The following is a 20,558-nucleotide window of genomic DNA, read 5'->3' on the forward strand; positions in this document are numbered from 1 at the left end:
GCTTGCTCTTTTTCATGGTTTATTTCACCTTATCTTTTCTTTTATCAACGTGAAGTGTGCCATCACTTTGCAATTCAGCATAGAAGATCGTATTCAACTGAATAAGCGAGCTCCCTGCATTTCGCAATTCTCTCTCCAGCCATTCCACACTGAGATTTAAGTCTTTCAGATTTTTCGTAACCACTTCACCATCCACAATAACTTCTGTTGGCATATATACACGAGGATTGACAGAAAGCTTCATGTCTTTTTTAGTTACATGTTCATTTTCAACTTTTTTTAATACGCTCAGCCTGCCGTGCGGTTCAAGAATGGCATAATCGACCTCTTTGATGGAAAAGATGTCTTTCTCGCGAAGCAGCATGCTTAAATCATCCATATTTAAATGCATGGACGCCATCGCTTCTTCAAGTATCTTTCCCTTCTTAATGATAATGGTCGGCTCACCGTCAAGCAGGACTCGGATTTTCGGGGATATTAACGAAAGTTTCCCCACGATTACGGTAAGGATGGTCCATAGAACCATGCTGATCAATCCATTTTTAGCGGAAATCTGTGTATCTACTGCGGTTGAGGCTGCGATCGAGCCAAATGTTATACCGGTTATGTAATTGAATAATGTGATGTGGCTGATCTGCTTTTTTCCAAGGAATCGAGTCAGAATTAATAAGAACGCAAAAGAAGCGATCGTTCGAATAGCGATTTCCAATATGAATCCCCCTAATTAAGGATAGATTTCCCACAATCAGATTTAATATGCTGCTCATACCTATTTCATTTCAATCTCCGCAAAAAGCCTTGGATAGGAGTTCAAACTCTTGGGTATAGAATACGTTATGAAAATGGAATAATAAGGACCCTGCATTGTTTTCAGAGTTTATCTATAATCAAGTAGTAAAACTAATAGCTAGCAATAGCTTTGTTCGTCTTATATAGGGTGAAAATCAAGGAGGTCAGTCTATCATGGAATCAGCCTATATAGGCACAAACAAGATGATAGCGGGAATTGTATGTGGTGTGCTTACCTTTTGGCTCTTTGCACAAGCCATGGTTAACATCGTTCCAGCTGTTCAATCGGATATAGGAATATCCTTAGGAAGGTTGAATACGGCAATCAGCTTAACTTCGCTGTTCTCGGGGATGTTCATTGTTGCTGCGGGAGGACTCGCGGATAAGATTGGACGCAAAAAAATAACCTATATCGGGTTCATACTAAGCATTATTGGTTCCTTGATGCTTGTATTGGCGCAAGGCGCCGGGTTGCTTATTATCGGCCGAATCATTCAAGGTCTATCAGCAGCGTGCATCATGCCCGCTACGATCGCGCTTATCAAGGCTTATTGTAAAGGTCCAGATCGTCAGCGTGCTCTCAGTTATTGGTCCATCGGTTCTTGGGGCGGATCAGGAATATGTTCGCTTGTCGGTGGTGCCATTGCCACATACATAGGCTGGAGATGGATATATGTCTTATCGATACTGATTACAATCCTTGGCATGATCCTGCTTAAAGACACTCCGGAGAGCAAGGTGCAATCAAAAGGCCCTATTCAATTCGATTATACGGGTTTGGTCATATTCGTTATTACCATGCTGCCATTAAACCTCTTCATTACTCGCGGATTAGATTGGGGCTGGACAAGCCCGCTTACATTAGGATGCGCAGTCGTCGCCATCGTTGGCTTCATCCTCTTCATCAAAGTGGAATCCAAGAAAGATGTAGCGCTTATCGATTTTTCATTGTTCAGAAACAAACCGTACGCGGGTGCGACGTATTCCAACTTTTTGTTAAATGCAGTAGCGGGAACACTTGTCGTGGCAAATATTTATGTTCAAGTTGGCCGCGGGTTCACAGCTTTCCAATCGGGGATGTTGTCCATCGGTTATGTCATAGCCGTCTTGACGATGATTCGCGTTGGGGAGAAGATGCTGCAAAAGGCTGGCGCGAAGCTGCCCATGATCTGGGGGGCCGTTATCACAACTGTTGGTATCGCACTCATGGGACTTACATTTTTGCCGGACACGGCCTATAACGTCATGGTGTTCATTGGGTTTGCCTTATTTGGCCTTGGTCTAGGCATCTATGCGACTCCATCTACAGATACCTCTGTCGCCAATGCTCCTTCCGATAAGATCGGGGAAGCAGCAGGAGTATACAAGATGGCGAGCTCACTCGGCTCATCCTTTGGTGTTGCGATCTCAGCCACAGTTTATGGTACGATTAATTCCTTCGGCAGTGTAGAGTCAGCAGCAACCGCCGGAATTATCGTCAACGTCATCTTCGGCATTCTTGCGATCCTCTCGATCCTACTCATGGTTCCTAAAAATGCTGGAAAACCATCGAACTAACATATATCATAAAAGCGTCCACCTGCAGCAAAAAAGCATGCCAACTCTGGCATGCTTTTTGTTTGTACACCGTAGCCAAGATCCGTGCAGAACGAATCCCTGACTCGCTAATTATGAGACTGGAATTTGACCTAGGCTGGCACCTTTAACAAATAATCGTTTGATGTTCTGTTCAACCGTTGGATCTGGAATTAATGGCGGCGCCTGATGCGGTTTCGTACGAGCGTCTATAATGACATTATCGCAGCCCCAATGCTTGTGCTCATTGCGGCTGTTCACGCCGTATATATCATGGGAAGGATTGCTCCGTGTAAATGCAGCCCACAGGAAATTGTCAATCTTCGCACTCATAAAGTCGCTATCATCACATAAGATGATCATCGGACATGAGCTGAGCGAACCCTTTTCACGAATCGCACCACAGAGATCGTAAATTTCCTGCTTCGCATCCGCGTAAGTCGTGAATGCAGGTCCTTGCATCGCAACAATACCCGGCATGATCATACTAACATGTTCAAACCCTTGAATCCCCTTCAATTGGTCTGGAACCTCACGGCACAGTTCTCTTTGCGGATCTCCTACTGCTGCGAATATGACCTTGCTCCCCGTGTTCAAGCCTGTCCCTGAATAATCAAGGGTGTCAATCGTCGTATTCGTCTGAAAATGAATGTCTCGCTGAAGATCAATCCGCTCTAAAATATAGGCTAAGAAATCCTCAATATGATGCGTACTTATCGATTGCTTCTCTTCAGCCGCGATGAATAAGTACTTCGCGAGACTCAATTGACCTGTTCCCAATATCCGGTTGGCTATCGTCAGAAGCTCCGCTGGCTGCTTTACCTGCTGATATGGCGTATACCGTTCGCTTCCGATGGCAAACAGCAATGGATGCACACCCGCGGCATCGACCGCATGAACTTCTTTTACCCCAGGGATCTCTTGCTGGATCGCTCCCCCTGTCAGCTCATGTATTAATTCACCGAAGGAAGTATCCTCTTGCGGCGGCCGACCAACGACGGTAAACGGAAAGACGGATTGTTGCTTGGCATACACCTTATGCACCCTCATCACAGGGAAAGGATGAACCAGACTGTAATAGCCCAAATGATCGCCAAACGGTCCTTCCGGCTTCGTCTCACCAGGGTGTATTTCTCCAGTGATCACGAAGTCCGCATCATGACTAATACAATATCCATCCACATAGCTGTATCGGAAATGGCGCCCTGATAGCAATCCCGCAAAAGTCAGCTCACTCATACCTTCAGGCAATGGCATTATCGCTGATAACGTATGTGCAGGAGGCCCGCCAATAAAGCAGCTCACCTTAAGAGGTTGTCCCAGCTTATTAGCTTTGGCTTGGTGAACGCCAATCCCCCGATGGATCTGGTAGTGAATCCCGACTTCTCGGTTCATCTCATATTCGTTGCCGCTCAGCTGTACACGGTACATTCCCAGATTAGAATTCATAATTCCCGGCTTCTCCGGATCTTCCGAATACACTTGAGGCAAGGTGACAAATGCTCCTCCATCCTCTTTCCAGTGTTTAATTAGCGGAAGGTCAGAGATCTGGATCTCCTGGAATCCTGCTGGAAGACCGCCCGGTTGTTTGAGAGGCAGAGCCTTTCTAGCTGCTAACCCCGTTCCGATATATTTAAATGGATTCTTAAGCGCTTTGACCGGATCGTTGCGAAGACCGATGACGTCCTGTGTCCGTTCAAACGTATCCCGGAATATAAACTTGCTGCGCTCCATCGTTCCGAAGAGGTTGGATACCGCGCGATACTTCGAACCTTTCACATTTTCAAATAACAATGCTGGACCGCCAGCCTCATATACTTTCAGATGTATAGCTGCCATTTCCAGATTAGGGTCAACTTCTTCATGTACGCGAACCAGATGCCCGTGCTTTTCTAAATCGTTAATGCATTGCTCTAAATTGCGATATCTCATTGTATGACTCCAATCTCTTGAAGAACGTGAACCCGCTTCCACAAGCTCATTCACTTTCATATTTAATAACCCTTATTATATCAAACTTCAAATGAACTTCCATATGGAATGGGCATCACGGCTTTGATGATAGTAAAGTCATCCACCCGATATGAGTCTTGCGATACGAATCGTCTGCTATCGTTCAACTGCATCTCCTCGAGATACGCGAGAAATATAACAATGCAGAGCTTTATTCTCTTAATGGGGCTCTACCGAAAGTGCCACGCACCTATACTGGATATTGTACAGGATAGAACCTAACTTTTAGCTCAATCAGCTGCTATATTGGATTTATACATTAACTTTGAGCAAAAAGAGAGCAATTGGCGCGATTTTCTGATTTTATAGTGTATACCTCCAATATAGAAGCCTTACGACCAGTAATTCGCCTATCTATCATGGATACGTCCAATATAGCTTCAATTAATTCGCTTTTGTGTCCTTTGAGCCAATTGTAGATTTGAAACCAACGAATCTGATTAAACGTGGTATTCGCGCTGCCGCTTATAATGTCTTTCCTCTCCTTATTGTCATGAAGTTTCGTAAGGTAAATCAGATAAAAAAGCACTTTCACTTTCTCACCTCGGGCCACTCTGGTTTATCCTCGAAATCAACGGCTACAACGGTATTCCATTCATCGCAATCCTCAGGTGCTAGGTCGATCCACACCCGGCTGACCTGTTGCTCGCCGTCCGCCCCCCAGCCAGAGGTTTCTTCCACTCGATAAGTAAGTGGCTTGCCTGTCCGGAGAAGTCTTACATCCCTCACCTTGCCTTGGATGCAGCGAAGCTCCAGCGGGAAACGAGGGATATCCTTTACATGCAGATAAACTGTATTGTCTTTGACTGTAATTGGACCATAGAAGCAAGGAGGAAAATGCACGGGTGTTCTTTTGGATCCGTAGATGCTTTCACCCGAGTGTCTCAGCCATGTTCCGATCGCCTCCAGACGTTCCAGTGCTTCCTCAGGCCATGTGCCGTCTGGGCGGGGACCGACATTCAGCAGCAGGTTACCACCTTTGGTTGAAACCTCTAGCAATGTATTAAGCAGGGTAAGCGTACTTTTGTAGCAGGTCGGGTCCGAATGATAGGCCCACTGCTTGTTCATCGTCATACAGGTCTCCCACCATTCATCTGGAGGATGTACGGGAACAATTTGCTCCGGCGTCTCATAATCCCCAGCATCCGGTAATCGGTTGTTCACAATCAGATGCGGCTGTAAATTGAGCATCATTTGTTTGACCTCACTGCTCCGCCAGCGATCCGCTCCAAAGCCGGGAACATCAAACCAGATCAGGTCGATCCTGCCGTAATTGGTCAACAGCTCGCGCAACTGCTCGACGAATCTCTTGTGAAATTCCCACCAACGCATGGGATCGTACACATTCGGTTTGGGAGACTGAATACCTGCTGAGATCGGAATAGTCGCAAAGTCGGGGTCATGCCAGTCAATTGTCGTAAAATAAAGCCCCACCTTAAGACCTTCACTGCGCACGGCTTCAACAAACGGCAACACTAGATCGCGTTTGGGACCTCTTTGTACAGCATTGTAGTCTGTTGTTTTCGTATCAAACAAACAGAAGCCGTCGTGGTGCTTGGCGGTCAATACGACATATTTGGCTCCAGCCGCTTTGGCTGCTTTGGCCCAACTCTTTGGATCATAGTTCAAGGGATTGAATTCATCGGCTAAGCTTTCATAAACATCCACGTCGAGATGCTGACTGCTATACGGCATAAGTGGCCAGGACGCCTCAATTTCACGTAGGGAGTAAGGTCCCCAATGGATAAAGATGCCGAATCTTGCCTCATCAAACCACTGCGCTTCAGGATGTTTCGCTCTCATCATAGATCACCCGACTTTCGTATATTTCAAATCCGAGATCAGACCGTTCCCACATGAAAAATAGCGAGCGAGCGGAACAATGGCCGATCAGTACTGTTCAGAACGCGCAGACGGAGCTTTGTTGTGCTCACTGTTTCAAAACGATCGATCTTCTTATGGCCAATAGCGCTGCCGCAGAGCAATTCGGTCCATTCGTCGTTCTGCCATACTTCAAGCACGTACTCCCGCACCCGCTCCCCATGCGTCAAATCTTCCATGATCACGGCATGATCGATTTCCGTCTCTTGCTCCAACTGGACTACAATCGTCTCCCCTTCTCCCGATGTCTCAGCAATAGGCTTGGAGAACCGGCGGCGCACTTCTCGGCCGAATTCTTTCAGCCGCTCTACGTCCACGGTCGGCAGCAGTCCTCTATTATCTGGGGCGACATTGAGCAGCAGCGTGGCCCCATGGCCGACTGAACGGTAGTATATATCCATCAGATCGTCCAACGAGCGTAGACTGCCTTCGTCATTCGGATGCCAGAACCAGTGATCCTTCCGGATGGGAACATCACATTCTGCGGGAACCCAAGCTGGTGTCTCCGGCAACCAAGTCATCATGGCATCTGTAAACATGCTTTCCCTAGCAGTCTCTGCTGTATTCCAACACGGATAAGGTGCGAGCCCGTCCTCATTCCCGACCCAACGAATGGTTGGGGCCCCCATATTGAATATCATCGCATCCGGCTGATACTGTTTGACCAGATCGATAATGCGTTGCCAGTCGTATTTATGGCCTTGCGAGCCAGCGCCATCAAACCAAACTTCTACAAGCGGCCCGTATTGAGTTAGCAGTTCGGTCAACTGTTCACAGTAAAAATCATCGTACGCATCCTCGTCAGGATAACATGCGGCGTTACGATCCCATGGAGACAAGTAAAGCCCAAACAACATCCCTCCCTCTTTGCAAGCATCGGACACTTCGCGAACGATGTCGCCATTGCCGTTTTTCCACGGGCTTGATTTGACGGAATATTCAGACGTTTTGGTCGGCCATAGGCAAAACCCATCGTGATGCTTCGCGGTTAAGACCAAGTACTTGAAGCCAGCCTCCTTCGCGGCTCGTACCCATTGGGTGGCATTCAACGAATCTGGATGAAACAATTCTGGAGAATCCGTTCCATCTCCCCATTCCTGATCGCAAAACGTGTTAATCCCAAAGTGACAAAACATCCCCATCTCTAAATCCTGCCATTTCAATTGCTGAGGGGTAGGCTTTGCCAGCAAATGTTGGTTCATCCTGGATCACTCCTCTAATTCTAATCCGATATCAGTTTGTGCATTAGATTCTAGATCGCGAGTTCATTTCCTCCTCCCCGACCTCATATAATGCTATAAAAGTCGGACTTCGGAGGTACCCAGAAATGGGCAATGTAATGAGCACAGTAGATGAGGAAATCAAGCGGTTGACAGCACTCCTGATTCAGAAGCAGCATCAAGATGGATCTTGGCGTTTTTGTTTTGAAAATGGGATCATAATCGATGCTTATGTCATCATTCTCTTTCGGATATTGAACGTACAGAACGAAGCTCTGATCCGTCAACTGCATGACCGCATCCTAAACGAGCAGCAGCAGGGCGGCTTCTGGAGATTGTATCCTGATGAAGAGGAAGGGAACTTAGCCGCATCAGTTGAAGCTTATTACGCCCTGCACTACTCCGGATACAGTAAAATGACGGACGAGCCGATTCAGCGAGCCAAACGTTATATACGTTCTAAAGGCGGACTTGGAAAAGTCACCAGCTTATTGACGAAAACGATCCTCGCCGCTACAGGGCAAATCAAATGGCCCTTGTCGATCACGTCGATCCCCCTTGAGATACTGCTCTTCCCTAGCTATTTTCCTATCAACTTTTTTGAATTTTCCGGCTACTCAAGGGTTCATCTCACTCCCGTGCTCATCATGGCCGATAGGCGTTTTTCGATTACTTCAGATCATGCCCCTGATCTGTCCGATCTCTTGGATCCGCGTGTTGACACTAATGAGCCTATCTCCCAAGGATATCGGGAGATGCAAGACGACATACAAGCAGGTTTAAGCAGACTAATTGGCACACCCCGCTATATCCATGAAGCCGCCACAACCAAGGCGGAACAGTTTATGCTTCAGCGTATCGAATCCGATGGTACTCTTTATAGCTACGCCAGCAGTACGATTCTCATGATTTTCGCCTTGCTGGCTCTAAAATACGATCAGCAGCATCCGATCATTACACACGCCATTCATGGACTCACCGCCATGCAGTGCCGTTTTGACGGTAAAACAACAATTCAGAATTCCCCCTCTACTGTGTGGGATACAGCGCTAATCGCCTACGCTATGCAGAGTGCCGGGACTTCCAGTGATCACACGTCGATTCGACGTGCTGCTTCGTATCTGCTGTCCAGACAGCAGCATAAAACCGCCGATTGGAGCATTCATAATCCGGGTACCGTACCCGGTGGATGGGGGTTTTCCGAGTCGAATACGATCAATCCGGACGTGGATGATTCAACGGCAGCTTTACGGGCTATCCATAGCTTGTCGAGCATCGATCCAACGTATCGGGAATCGTGGAATCGCGGCTTGAATTGGGTTCTGTCAATGCAAAATAATGACGGCGGATGGCCGGCATTCGAAAAAAACACCAACAAAGTCTTGTTCTCTTGGCTCGCCATCGACGGTGCCAAATCCGCTGCCACAGATCCCTCGGAGGCGGATCTAACCGGTCGCGCCTTGGAGTATCTCGGAAACTTTGCCGGGCTTGATACGCGGCATGAATTCATCAAACGGGGAACGAAATGGTTGATTCATCATCAGGAGAAAGATGGTTCTTGGTACGGAAGATGGGGCGTTTGTTATCTCTATGGTACGTGGGCTGCATTAACCGGTTTACGAGCTGCTGGCTTGCCGGCAAACCATGAAGTACTGCAAAAAGGGGCTAAATGGCTCTTAAGCATACAGAATGCAGACGGAGGATGGGGGGAATCGTGTCAAAGTGATCGGCTTATGCGTTATGTACCGCTTGGAGAAAGCACACCATCTCAGACGGCCTGGGCACTTGACGCCCTTATCGCTGTTCAGCCGCAAACAACACCACCAATAGATCGAGGAATCCATAGACTTATCGCATCCTTGCACGAAAATGATTGGAAGACCTCTTATCCGACAGGTGCCGGTCTTCCAGGCAACTTTTATATCCACTATCACAGCTACCGGTACATCTGGCCGCTTCTTGCACTGGGTCATTACAAAACGAAATACATGGGATCGCAAATCCACTAAAAAATCAAAAAGCACCGGGAAATCCCGGTGCTTCAGGGTCTAATTATGGTTGAACCCTAATTATCATCATTATATGTACACTGCTGAATAATTCTCAGTATCAGATCAATTAAGATCAGCGATTATCAGCTTCCCAACGCGCTACTTCTTCTCGTACCCGAGGCGCCACTTCTGTGCCAAATAGTCTAATCGCCTGCATCACATCCTCATGAGGCATCGTGCCATGCGGCATATGCAAGAAGAATCGTGTAATCCCCACATGCTTACGAAGATGAATGATCTTGTTAGCTACTGTTTCTGGGTCCCCAACGTACAAGGCACCTTCAAAGCTGCACGCTGCATCATAATCCGAACGATGATAAGGAGGCTTGCCTTTCTCGACTGCCCTCACATTTGTTCGTGCATGCGTGGAAGGGAAGAATTTCTCGATGGCCGTCTGCTGATCCTCTGCTACAAATCCATGGGAGTGCGACGCAATCGTCAGTTGTGATACATTATAGCCTGCTTGAGCCGCAGCCTTCTTGTAGAGCTGCACTTGCGATGCGTAGTCTAATGGCTTGACATTTCCGATGATAGCCAGAACAAATGGAAGTCCCAGTTCCCCTGTGCGAACCGCCGACTCCGGGCTCCCTGCGCTGCCAATCCATATCGGTAATGGATCCTGTACCGGACGAGGGTAAATGCCCAGACCGTCTATTGCTGGTCGAAATTTTCCGCTCCAGCTTACTTTTTCGGACTTCTGGATCTGTAACAATAACTCCAATTTTTCATTGAACAACTCTTCATAGTCCTTCAGATCGCATCCGAATAGCGGAAACGACTCTGTAAACGAACCACGGCCTACCATTATCTCTGCGCGTCCATTTGAAATTCCGTCAAGTGTAGCAAAATCCTGAAATACACGCACTGGATCAGAAGAAGATATTATCATGACTGCACTGGTCAACCGAATCCTTGAAGTCTGGGATGCTGCCGCAGCCAATACAACCGCTGGTGATGATCCTGCGTAATCATGACGGTGATGTTCACCTACTCCATATACATCCAATCCCACCTGATCCGCAAGTACAATTTCCTCCACCACTTCACGTAATCGCTCAGCGTGACTTATCGTCTCTCCCGTTTCCACATCAGGCGTTGTTTCGACAAACGTGCTTATACCAAGTTCCACTTTTCGTTTCCTCCATCTTTCCTGCACAGTAATCGTTATCTCTATACGTAAAACAGACAACATATGACATATCATTATACTCTAGAATTTTAAATTTGATTATTCATAATTTTTGACAATAGCGCGAAACAATCCGATTTCCAGCTTTCCATACACGCTCGTTCATGAGTAGCATGTCAAAAAACCACGTCAATCGACGTGGCTCTTATTCACTCCGTATATACTTGCGGATTTATGATGTTCTAGTGATCAGACGTCGATTTAATAGGGATATAAATGTCGTATTGATTGTTGCGATGACATGTCATTAACGTCGTTATACCCAACCCCATGCTTTACTTTCAACAATAAGCATTACCACAAACACAATTCCTATTAGCCACGGAGCAGATCTTCTAATACCTTCTGCCCCATTGCTGTTTGGCACTAATTTCATAGCTAGTCCGCAAATCATCGCAGCCATTGCACAACTCATGGTTGCGATGATTAGTGGTCCAGTCATTTCCCAAAGCTGTCCAAGAATACTCATGTTGTCCATGTCCCCCCTCCTCTTGTCATATTTCGACACAAGGAAAGTATTTCCTCCTATGCATAATCCGCTGAGTAATCATTGGCCTTAAATTTCAAAACACTTTTCTCTTATAAAATCAATTTTGATACCATGCTACTTATTCAATATCTCACTAGGATGGAATAATTTCTTCTCTCTTGTTAATTTCCTGCAATGCATCAAAGAACAGATCGGGTTGTTCCATCATGGTCATATGTCCGGCATCGGGAATCGTGAATATCCCTTTACTTGGGGCTTCGATCTCTTTAAAGTATTGCTGCGCGATGACATAAGGGGCCTGCCAATCGTTCCCGCCCAATATGTAATAGATGGGCACTTTATATTCTGCTGGTTCCGTACGGAGGTTGAAATCGCCTAAAAATTCATGCAGCTTGGCATTGGCCTTGAAGATCTTCATAAATGCGATAATATCCGAAAACTTGAAGATGGGGCTCTTGAAAACGGTTATCCATATCGCGAGATCGATTTTCATAGCCAAATTATATTTCCCTTGAAGCTGTCTGACCTTTTCGCACTTTTTCAGAAATTCTCGGTTAAATACGATTCTATTTCCGGGATATTCACCAATTGACTCAAGCTTTTTAAAGGATTTTTTATCTCCGGATTGTTCAATCATTTCCTTAACTTTGTTGTACCCGACTTGCTCATTCTCCAGCATATTGACAACCTGCGCAGCGCCTATATAATAAGCTACCTCATCAGGATGCTTTCTGATAAACACAGAACCTAAGACACTTCCCCACGAATGACCAAGTATAACGATCTTTTGCTTGTTGTATCTCTTCTTCAGGTATTGGATGACTTCAAATAAATCCTGCATCAGTAAATCAATCGTAGGGAGCTTATCTGGATTCTTCGTCAATGTCTTCCCCGTTCCGCGCTGGTCCCAATGAACAACGGTGTAGATCTCCTCCCATTTTTCCTGAAATGCTCTTGTGAATAGAGATTCTGCCGAGCCTGGTCCTCCGTGCAAGAACAGCATCACGGGATTAGCACTGCTCGTTCCTAAGTGAAATAGATATTGACTGATACCATTGATGGGAACATATTCTTCAAGACAGATGAGTCGATTCAATTTATTCTTCATCTTTCGCTCGCCCCATTTTTCGATTGGTTTCTTCGTCTTTCAAACTCTTTCATCACTCTTGTTTGCAGTTCATCTTGATTCTCAACCGGCCCTAGATTGCCTTCAGCTTCAAACCCATCCTGATCTTCACCGTCAAAACGATACATTTTCTTCAAAAGGTACCACATCTGCTCTAGTTCCTCTGATGAGAATTCCGCGAATAGATCAGTCAATAAATAGATACCATTTTCGGTGGATTCCAACATGAGTTGTTTTCCCGATTCTGTGATACTGACATTGACTGCGCGTTTGTCCTTCTGACTGGGAGTAATGAGAATGTACCCTTTCTTCTCCAATATCGTGATGATTTGCTTGACGCTTTGTTTGGTAGTGCCTAATTTTCTTCCAATGTTGTTGAGCGTAGTTTCATCTTCCGGCAAATGTGCAATAGCCAGCATCACCATATACTGCCTGGATGTCAGACTCTTTAAGTAGGCATCACCCTTAATCTGAATCTTATTGGCAAGTGAGAACAAGGTGGCATAAGTCTGCTGCATCAAAAATAATTCATTGTGAATGTCCATAAGTTTCGGACTCACCTCTTTATTTAGTCATTATATTGTCTAAATAAAGGATAACAATGGAAATTAATAAAGTCAATATACTGACTATTTTCAAAAAAAAGAAAAAAAAGCAGCATTAACGTAAACAGCTATCACAGCCGCTTGAAGAAATGGATAGACCGCTTCAATGGTGTTTCAACCAAATATTTGAAACATTATTTGGTTTGGTTTCGTTATTTAGACAGCAAGGAATATGAGAATACCTCATCGAATAAGAAGAATATGTTAGTCAAATCGTGTTTGTTTAATATGACCGACACGGACATTCTGCTATCTGCTTATTCTTGTTAAGCTAAAGGGCGGAAAAAAAGGGGGATTGGAATGAGATTTAAAAGTTTATTGTGTGGGTTACTTCTATTGTTTATTACCATTTTAGCGGCGTGTACCTCTGATTCGTCAATGGGACGTTCGGAGAAACAGCAGTTGGTGGAACATGTGAAGACAGTTGAAGAGAGTGAGTTTGATCTTATTTACTTTAACAAATCGTATAAACAATATCTTGAAGCTGTAAATGAAATTGTAAGTGAAGAATACTGGGTGTCTATCAGCGATGAGATCGTATTCGGTTATGATAGTGTAACATACACCCGAGATGATCTGGCGAATATGTCGCAAGGGGAGTATGACAAACATAAAGAACGTATGCTTGCTTTAATTCGTGGAACGGGCTTGGATAAACTCAGTGCAACGGTGCGCATATCGGATGTATATAAAGGGAATCAGTCCAACCAAGTCAATATATATACGATTGAAAATAAAGGGTTGAAAGATCAACCGTTCACCGCAACTACTAAGAAGTACACATTGGAGAATTATAGCGGAAAATGGCTTATTACTAACGTGGAGCAAGATAAATTTAATTATGGAAACGAGCAGACAGCAGAGAAAATGGAAGAGGGAATCAAGGGGCTTAAATATCAAACCCATGATGGTAAGTTTATTGATTATCCGACGGTACTAGTGTTGTCAGGAGCAGGAAAAGAATAGGGAATCGTGGCTACCCTACTGTGACCTAGCCAGACGAAAGCCGAGATCATCAATTCGAAAAGTAGGGTGACTGCGGCGGCGGCACGTCGCCCCGCATCCTCTAGCCTCTTCCGCCCAGCTGCCACCGCGGAAAATTCTGTAGGAGCCGTATACATTCGTATCGTATATATCCCAACACCACTCCCACACATTTCCTAACATATCATAGAGACCCCATGCATTCGGCAGCTTTTTACCTACCTCATGCACCTTACCCTCAGAGTTTCCCTGATACCAAGCTATTTCATCGAGCTCGCCGTACTGATATCCTCCCGATCCTGCTTTACATGCATACTGCCATTCCGCTTCTGTAGGAAGACGATAACCATCCGCCTCCCAGTTACATTCGATACGTTCACCATCATCACTTATCGTGTAACATTGTGTTAGACCCGAGTGCTGAGAAAGCAAATTACAAAAGAGAATAGCATCATTCCACGAGACATCTACGACCGGGACCTGTGATTCGTCAGTAGATCCAACTGTCTTATGCATGATCGAGCTATATAACGCTCTCGTAACAGGAACCGGTGCAAACCAAAAAGAATTCACCTGGACCGTCCACGTCTTCTTTATTCGATCGTCCCTTAAGTTAACTTCACCTGCAGGAATGTTCACCAATGGATACTCAGCATGACTACCCAGTGCGTTTGACATCTATCGTCATCCAGCTCCAACTTTACAAGGAATTTTAACGGAACAAATCAAAAAACGGCATTTCTGCCGTTTTTATCAATCGTCTAGTCCTTGATCTTCCCGAAGTTTATATAACCCTTGAAGAATCAATTCGGAAGGATCCCGGTTCAACAGGAAATGCATCATCAAAAGATGGACAGGAATTGCGCAGGTGTTATTTCCTTCGCTGATCGCTGGAAATCCAGCCTCGAACACTGGACCATGCTCTTCATTCCACTCCAAACGGGCCAAAGCTTGCCCTTGGAACTCTTCTTGGACCGCCGCCATACATTGCGGGACGAGTACTTCATCAATAAGAGCTTTGGCTTCATCTTTGTTCTCTGGAGATTTAGGCAGCAACTTACCACCCTTGGTCTTCATTAAGTCAACATAGAAGGATGCCATCCATTCTTCCGGCTTATCGCTCGACTGGAACTTATTGACCAATTCACGTAGGAAGAATCCGCATACATATCCGTCATTCGCATCATCTTTCACATGAAAAATAAAAAGAGGGCCGTAAACTTCGTGCTTCACCACCTGTGCTTGAACATCATTATAGTATGTTCTCAAAGCAACGAGGCCATTATGATGTACAGCGTTAATCAGTTCTGCCCATTTCTCTGCTGAAGCAGTTTCTTCATTGCTGTTGTTCGACGTTTCCTTGTTCACGGTTTCATTTGTCATTTTATTCACCCATTGTTCATCATATCATTCAACGACTTGAGGCGTCTAGACTTATGGGTACAACTTTTCCTCTATGACAACACCGTGGCTATTAGCAGCGTACTTTCCGGTATTTCGCCGTGCGGGCATCCTCGATGACACCGCTCCAATTCAATCCGAAGCCGAAATCATACACATTGCCTTCCGTATCGACATGGCACACCATATCGTGCGGAACGTCTTCGTATTGTTCTTCAACCGTCTTCATGTTCACCGGCATCTGGAATGGCAGCAAAGCGGAAGGTTCGAAAGAACCTGTCAGGACTTCCATAATCGCCTGAATCTTCACGCCAAAGTTCGTGATGATGGCATCGGCCGCCGCTTCAAACTCCGCAACGATAGTTGGATTCGACTGCATGATGGACACGATGACCGGCTTGCCTTTCATCTTCTCCTTCGTTTCAAGAATAGCGTCCAAATCGTGTGCATTGTGTGTTGTAACGGTTTTGCCTTTATACGTTCGGTTCAGCACGTCGCTTTCCCTTGGATCGCCTGCTATGCTGCGTTCGCGGGCAAGATCGGCGGTATACGGACGGTATTGAAGGCTGATCGGCACATAGCCATTCCCGCCTTCGTCTGCATCTTTCTGGCTGTATCCGATGCCTGAGTTCGGATTTTTGATGAACACGAGTCCGAAGTCGGCCTCTTCTGGTATATCTGTCACATCAAAGTAGTTGGCTACGATGCTCAGATCGACGGGATAATCCAATTTCTCCGGCGTCGGCATGCCAACCCAGTTCTCCCCAGCTGGTAAATAACGCTTTGGAATGTAGACTTTCTTACGCTCTTTGATCGGAAGGACTTGTCCTTTATTTTTCAAAAGAACGATCGATCTCAACTGCGCTTCATAGCCTGCGTTTACGAATTCTGAACAACCAACGATCTTTTGGCTTTCCTCAGACTGCAGGTAAGGATTCTCGAAAAGGCCTGGACGGAAGATGTTAAGCAGCAGCCGCACCGCCGATTTCTCGAAACGAGCTCGCATAAACGCTTCCCCGTGCTCTTTTACGCCCATTTGATAGGCTTCCAGCACCGGACCCGCATCGTTATTGCCGCCGAATTGGTCAACTCCTGCCATAATCAGCTTATAATGCCGTTCCGCAACGGAAAGATGCTCGACCCCCCACGACTTGCCGCAAATGACGGAGCCTTTGCGGTTGCTTTCATCGTTTGTAATTCCCCAATCCGTGCATACAACACCATCATAACCATATTGTTCTCGGAGCAAATCGGTAATTAAATAACGGTTGTACGAGTTGCCTACGTTCTCTCCATTCGTCTTGTCCTGTTCGTACGAGATGGTGTAATACGGCATCACGGCCGAAGCGCGGCCTGTCTTGCCTTCCAACTGAAAAGCGCCTTCGACGAACGGTTTCAAATGCTCCTCGAAGTTGTTGCCCGGATATACGGCATACTTGCCGCAAGCGAAATGCGCATCTCTTCCGCTTTCACCCGAGCCCCCGCCCGGCCAATGCTTCACCATTGCATTTACACTGTCATTCCCCCAACCATATTCACCTTCGGATGTCTGGAAGCCGTCCACATAAGCCCGAGCCATATCGGCTGACAATTTCGAGTCCTCTCCGAACGTGCCGTTAAAACGGTGCCAGCGCGGATCGGTGGCGATATCGATTTGTGGCGACAATGCAGTCGCCATGCCGAGGGCGCGGTATTCTTTCGATGCGACTTCTCCGAATTGACGGGTGATCGCCGGATCGAAAGTAGCCGCAAGTCCGAGCGTTTCCGGCCAGAATGACACTCGGGACGTCGAACCTGCACCGGCATTGAACTCGGAACTTGCGTCGAAGCCGTGACGCGGGTCGGAGCTGTTGTTCACCGGAATACCGAAGCCGCTCCCCTCCGCGACGGCCTGCAGCCGGTTGTTCCAGCGTGCCGACGATTCAGCGTTTTCTACCATCATGATCAGGAAATGACGAAGATGTGTCTGTACCAGGAATGCAAGCTGCTCATCCGTCAAGTCCCAGGGCTTGGCGCCGCTTTCTTCATAAGTTTTACCAGCGTACGATCCTCCGAACCACCCGCCACTTCTTGCTGGAACGTTCTGATGGCTACTATACAGCATCAATCCTGCGATTTCTTCGATGGAGAGTCTGGATGCCAAGTCCTTGGCGCGCTCCTCAGCCGACAGCCGCCAGTCTTCGTATGGCTTCAAGACACCGTCTTTGCTTGAGTTTTTGAAATATAAGCCGTCCTTCTCGATGATCCGAACCCCAGATGCGGTCGAATATCCCAGCGTCGGTCCATGTTCATTGCGGATATATTGAATGGTCGGCTCGTAGTGTAAAGCAGTTTCGCGGTTTGACATGAATCAATCCCACCTTCATTTTTCTAATATTAGATCCCTTTCGACTCTAGTTCGGCTCTCAACTGCTGCTTCTCCGGTCCGTATGGCTCTCCGATTTCGGGCAGCGGCCTAGTTGCAAGGATACCGCCAAGGAGACAAACAGCAAGTGCAATGTAGAAGAACGTCCATCCGCCTATGCCAAGAAGCAGAGGGGCAATCGCTGGTACAATCGATTGCGGAAGCGAATTCGCAACATTCATCAGTCCGAAGTCTTTGGCAGAGTCTTCTTTTCGCGGCAATATACGGGCAACTAACGCCATATCTACTGCCGAGAAGCATCCGATTCCAAGACCCTTAATGACAGTAGCGATGACGAAGGCCGAGTAATTCGGGATGAACGCGAATATTAAGGCACCGATCAGCACGATAACACCAGAACCGTAAAGGAACGGTTTTTGCTTCTTGGCTTTGTCGGATAGCATACCTCCGAGCACGCTCGTCAAAGCCATCGCGACGAGCGAAATCATTTGGAGCGTGGCAACCCCCGACGTCGCCTCGGCTTCGGAATAGCCCATGCGGTTCACAAGCATGACCGCTAAATAGACGCTGCCGCTTGACCCCATCATTAGCAGAAACTTGGACACAATGGCCCAGGTGAATTCCGGATATTTTTTCGGACTTGGATAGATGGTACCGAGCTTCTTGACGAACGGAATATGAGCCGGTTTCACTTTTTCAACCGTGTGCTTCCCTTCCTTAATTAAGAATGAACTGATAATCGGTCCGATGATGCCGACGATCGACAGCAGACCCCATTTCGTCATCGATGGTGCGTCTGTCATGAATGTCATCGCCATCATTCCGATAACAACCGCAATCGGAGTGACGAGTCCAAGAATGCCTGAGATGGTACCTTGTTTCTCAACTGGCACTTGGTCAGGAATGAGTGCGGTATAGGCTGCCATACCGAAATTAAAGAAAAACTGCGCAATTGCCCATGCTGTAGCCACTTGCCAAATTTCTGTCGCTATACCGATCCACAATAAACATGCGCAGCCTATGAGCGGTCCCAGGATGATCCAGGTTCGTCTGCGACCAAAGGCGACATTCGTCCGGTCGCTGATCATTCCTCCAATCGGATTGCCGATCAGAGCAAAAAATGCGCCGATTCCCGCTACGATTCCAAAGGTGGACGTATAGTCATTTGGGCTGATTTCGATTATTTTGAAGGTTAACAGCAGCATTGCCGGCGTGATGAGCGCGATCATCATGCATGAGTAACCTAATATTATACCGAAAGTCAACCTTCTAAACGGTGTTACCACGGGTCCGTAGTTTAATTCACGGTCCATATTCTAGCCCCCTAGTTTGTTAGTAAACGTTTTCATAATATGAAGAAATAAAGTCACTAACCATTCGATCTGATAGAGCTTCGCCTCCTTTGAAAGATTATCGTGACGAATATTCCGTTCAGCTATTTCGCTGTCTCCTCAAATCTTCGTCTTTTGACTATAACGCATGCCGGGCAACTTTTATGGTACAATCAAAGCATAATTGGTATAAATTTAACATGTTAACAGATTGGCAAAATAGATGGAAAAGAGGCGAGGTGTTTCTATGGAACGAACGATCGGAGACGACGAATTGTGGTTATGTAAACTGCTTCACAACAATCTACAACTTCCTGTCCGTCTGTTGAAGACTGATCACACAGTTGAAGCTGTATTCGATTCGGGGCATGGTGCACCGGCTCATCCACTCGATCCGGACAGCAATACGGTACTTGCAGGCATCTTCTCAGATGATTCGCCATGCGATATCCCGTGCTACAGCAAACGGAACGGGTTCGATCAATACGTCTGGTTGCGTTTCGGCGAATTGTCCGGCCGAGAAGGGGCAATCGTGATCGGGCCAGCAGTAAGCTCGAATGTGACCGCCGAGATGCTCGAAGGTTTCCTGTACGATTACCGTATATCAGGGATCTACCTCGATTCATTGCGGGACTACTATCGGCAATTGCCCATACGCTACCAGAAATCGATGCTTCACACAGGAACATTGCTGTACTATTTGTTCTACCATAAGCCGCTCGACCTAACAGAAGTAATCGACTGTAACGTTCCATATCGCCTGCCTACTGAGTTAAACAACGAGTTGGAACAGCGTCTGAAGGACAAGCGGTTAAGCCTGAGCTTCCATCATCATCTGAACCCGGAGAGGATGTTGATGCAATGTATAAAGGAAGGACGCAAAGAGGAGATCGTTCGGTATTACGACCTCATTCCTAGGGAGAATGCAGGCGTCTTGTCCCGAAAAAGCCAGCTCCGCAATGAGAAAAATTTGGCCATCTGCGTCGTGACGCACGCCATGCAGGCCGCGATCAGCGGTGGCCTGTACCATGAGGTTGCCTTCACCGCCAGCGACCTCTGGATTCAGCATATCGAGGACCTTCATGACGTGGACGAGGTCGCAAAAGCCAGCCAAGAGGTGTTGATTGATTTTGCGGAACTGGTCAGCCGCGAGCGCTTTTCCCGCAGTTCCAAGCCGGTTGCCGTCTGTCAGGATTATATTTTCAACCGAATCTATGAGCCAATCAAGCTGACCGAGCTTGCGGAAGTAGCCGGCGTCCATCCGGCTTACCTGTCGAAGCTGTTCAAGCAAGAAACGGGCGTGAACGTCTCTGAATATATCCAGCGACAGAAAGTCGAAGAAGCTAAGAAACTATTAGTTTTCTCCGACGCTTCTCCGCTTCAGGCAGCCAGCCTGCTCAATTTCCATGACCAGAGCCATTTCACAAAAGTGTTCAAGAAATATGCCGGCGTAACGCCGAAACAATACAAAGATCGTGCTGTCTAATCGAAAGAATCGATTGAATAAAAAAAGATCGCCCAACACCTTGCAATGCAAG

General features: G+C 46.7%; 16 protein-coding genes and 1 pseudogene. 5 read left to right on the forward strand and 12 right to left on the reverse strand.

Going from position 1 to position 20,558, the window contains the following annotated elements; genetic code table 11:
- Positions 1-19: 19 nt before the first annotated feature.
- A complete protein-coding gene (locus tag ACXX53_RS01315; RefSeq protein WP_458566798.1) occupies positions 20-709 on the reverse strand; it encodes a DUF421 domain-containing protein in 690 nt (229 codons plus the stop codon).
- A 254-nt stretch (positions 710-963) separates the two neighbouring features.
- Here ACXX53_RS01315 and ACXX53_RS01320 point away from each other — a divergent pair, with 254 nt between their 5' ends.
- The gene (locus ACXX53_RS01320; RefSeq protein ID WP_458566799.1) at positions 964-2,346 is read left to right on the forward strand and encodes an MFS transporter; all 1,383 of its coding nucleotides are present in this window, start codon (positions 964-966) and stop codon (positions 2,344-2,346) included.
- A gap of 111 nt (positions 2,347-2,457) precedes the next feature.
- Here ACXX53_RS01320 and ACXX53_RS01325 read toward each other — a convergent pair whose 3' ends face one another.
- From ACXX53_RS01325 to ACXX53_RS01335, 3 genes are all read right to left on the reverse strand, one after another.
- Positions 2,458-4,296, reverse strand: coding sequence for a UbiD family decarboxylase (locus ACXX53_RS01325; RefSeq protein ID WP_458566800.1), 1,839 nt, complete (start codon positions 4,294-4,296; stop codon positions 2,458-2,460).
- Positions 4,297-4,908: 612 nt separating this feature from the next.
- Positions 4,909-6,180 (reverse strand): alpha-L-fucosidase, encoded by a 1,272-nt coding sequence (locus tag ACXX53_RS01330; protein ID WP_458566801.1) that lies wholly within the window; start codon positions 6,178-6,180, stop codon positions 4,909-4,911.
- Between the two features lie 38 nt (positions 6,181-6,218).
- A complete protein-coding gene (locus tag ACXX53_RS01335; RefSeq protein ID WP_458566802.1) occupies positions 6,219-7,460 on the reverse strand; it encodes an alpha-L-fucosidase in 1,242 nt (413 codons plus the stop codon).
- Positions 7,461-7,585: 125 nt separating this feature from the next.
- Between ACXX53_RS01335 and shc the strand changes: the two genes are divergently transcribed.
- A complete protein-coding gene (shc, locus tag ACXX53_RS01340) occupies positions 7,586-9,487 on the forward strand; it encodes a squalene--hopene cyclase (RefSeq protein ID WP_458566803.1) in 1,902 nt (633 codons plus the stop codon).
- Positions 9,488-9,602: 115 nt separating this feature from the next.
- Here shc and ACXX53_RS01345 read toward each other — a convergent pair whose 3' ends face one another.
- The 4 genes from ACXX53_RS01345 to ACXX53_RS01360 form a co-directional block, all read right to left on the reverse strand.
- Positions 9,603-10,658, reverse strand: coding sequence for an LLM class flavin-dependent oxidoreductase (locus ACXX53_RS01345; RefSeq protein WP_458566804.1), 1,056 nt, complete (start codon positions 10,656-10,658; stop codon positions 9,603-9,605).
- 316 nt (positions 10,659-10,974) lie between these two features.
- Positions 10,975-11,196: a hypothetical protein gene (locus ACXX53_RS01350; protein ID WP_458566805.1), complete on the reverse strand. Its 222-nt coding sequence runs from the start codon at positions 11,194-11,196 to the stop codon at positions 10,975-10,977.
- A 145-nt stretch (positions 11,197-11,341) separates the two neighbouring features.
- Positions 11,342-12,316 (reverse strand): alpha/beta fold hydrolase, encoded by a 975-nt coding sequence (locus ACXX53_RS01355; protein ID WP_458566806.1) that lies wholly within the window; start codon positions 12,314-12,316, stop codon positions 11,342-11,344.
- Positions 12,313-12,879, reverse strand: coding sequence for a MarR family winged helix-turn-helix transcriptional regulator (locus ACXX53_RS01360; protein WP_458566807.1), 567 nt, complete (start codon positions 12,877-12,879; stop codon positions 12,313-12,315). The genes ACXX53_RS01355 and ACXX53_RS01360 overlap by 4 nt, the downstream gene beginning before the upstream one ends.
- A 117-nt stretch (positions 12,880-12,996) precedes the next feature.
- On the opposite strand from ACXX53_RS01360, the pseudogene ACXX53_RS01365 reads away from it, so the two are divergent.
- Together ACXX53_RS01365 and ACXX53_RS01370 are read left to right on the forward strand one after the other, a co-directional pair.
- Positions 12,997-13,209, forward strand: a pseudogene (locus tag ACXX53_RS01365) (IS1595 family transposase); the annotation flags it as partial.
- Between the two features lie 30 nt (positions 13,210-13,239).
- Complete coding sequence (locus ACXX53_RS01370) at positions 13,240-13,905, forward strand: hypothetical protein (protein ID WP_458566808.1); 666 nt, start codon at positions 13,240-13,242, stop codon at positions 13,903-13,905.
- A 15-nt stretch (positions 13,906-13,920) separates the two neighbouring features.
- Here ACXX53_RS01370 and ACXX53_RS01375 read toward each other — a convergent pair whose 3' ends face one another.
- From ACXX53_RS01375 to ACXX53_RS01390, 4 genes are all read right to left on the reverse strand, one after another.
- Positions 13,921-14,601 (reverse strand): formylglycine-generating enzyme family protein, encoded by a 681-nt coding sequence (locus tag ACXX53_RS01375; RefSeq protein ID WP_458566809.1) that lies wholly within the window; start codon positions 14,599-14,601, stop codon positions 13,921-13,923.
- Positions 14,602-14,676: 75 nt separating this feature from the next.
- Entirely contained in the window at positions 14,677-15,306 is a 630-nt protein-coding gene (locus ACXX53_RS01380) for a hypothetical protein (protein WP_458567646.1), read from the reverse strand.
- Positions 15,307-15,397: 91 nt separating this feature from the next.
- A complete protein-coding gene (locus ACXX53_RS01385; RefSeq protein ID WP_458566810.1) occupies positions 15,398-17,671 on the reverse strand; it encodes a glycoside hydrolase family 3 N-terminal domain-containing protein in 2,274 nt (757 codons plus the stop codon).
- A gap of 29 nt (positions 17,672-17,700) precedes the next feature.
- Complete coding sequence (locus ACXX53_RS01390) at positions 17,701-19,002, reverse strand: MFS transporter (protein WP_458566811.1); 1,302 nt, start codon at positions 19,000-19,002, stop codon at positions 17,701-17,703.
- Positions 19,003-19,243: 241 nt separating this feature from the next.
- Between ACXX53_RS01390 and ACXX53_RS01395 the strand changes: the two genes are divergently transcribed.
- Positions 19,244-20,506 carry a helix-turn-helix domain-containing protein gene (locus tag ACXX53_RS01395; RefSeq protein WP_458566812.1) on the forward strand — a complete coding sequence of 421 codons (1,263 nt, stop codon included), beginning with the start codon at positions 19,244-19,246 and terminating at the stop codon, positions 20,504-20,506.
- Positions 20,507-20,558 lie beyond the last annotated feature (52 nt).

Source organism: Paenibacillus marinisediminis (assembly GCF_054343325.1).

Coding starts and splice junctions, on each gene's coding strand:
- ACXX53_RS01320 (WP_458566799.1), top strand. CDS start 964: ATGGAATCAGCCTATATAGGCACAAACAAGATGATAGCGGGAATTGTA.
- ACXX53_RS01325 (WP_458566800.1), bottom strand. CDS start 4,296: ATGAGATATCGCAATTTAGAGCAATGCATTAACGATTTAGAAAAGCAC.
- ACXX53_RS01330 (WP_458566801.1), bottom strand. CDS start 6,180: ATGAGAGCGAAACATCCTGAAGCGCAGTGGTTTGATGAGGCAAGATTC.
- ACXX53_RS01335 (WP_458566802.1), bottom strand. CDS start 7,460: ATGAACCAACATTTGCTGGCAAAGCCTACCCCTCAGCAATTGAAATGG.
- shc (WP_458566803.1), top strand. CDS start 7,586: ATGGGCAATGTAATGAGCACAGTAGATGAGGAAATCAAGCGGTTGACA.
- ACXX53_RS01350 (WP_458566805.1), bottom strand. CDS start 11,196: ATGGACAACATGAGTATTCTTGGACAGCTTTGGGAAATGACTGGACCA.
- ACXX53_RS01355 (WP_458566806.1), bottom strand. CDS start 12,316: ATGAAGAATAAATTGAATCGACTCATCTGTCTTGAAGAATATGTTCCC.
- ACXX53_RS01360 (WP_458566807.1), bottom strand. CDS start 12,879: ATGGACATTCACAATGAATTATTTTTGATGCAGCAGACTTATGCCACC.
- ACXX53_RS01370 (WP_458566808.1), top strand. CDS start 13,240: ATGAGATTTAAAAGTTTATTGTGTGGGTTACTTCTATTGTTTATTACC.
- ACXX53_RS01375 (WP_458566809.1), bottom strand. CDS start 14,601: ATGTCAAACGCACTGGGTAGTCATGCTGAGTATCCATTGGTGAACATT.
- ACXX53_RS01380 (WP_458567646.1), bottom strand. CDS start 15,306: ATGACAAATGAAACCGTGAACAAGGAAACGTCGAACAACAGCAATGAA.
- ACXX53_RS01385 (WP_458566810.1), bottom strand. CDS start 17,671: ATGTCAAACCGCGAAACTGCTTTACACTACGAGCCGACCATTCAATAT.
- ACXX53_RS01390 (WP_458566811.1), bottom strand. CDS start 19,002: ATGGACCGTGAATTAAACTACGGACCCGTGGTAACACCGTTTAGAAGG.
- ACXX53_RS01395 (WP_458566812.1), top strand. CDS start 19,244: ATGGAAAAGAGGCGAGGTGTTTCTATGGAACGAACGATCGGAGACGAC.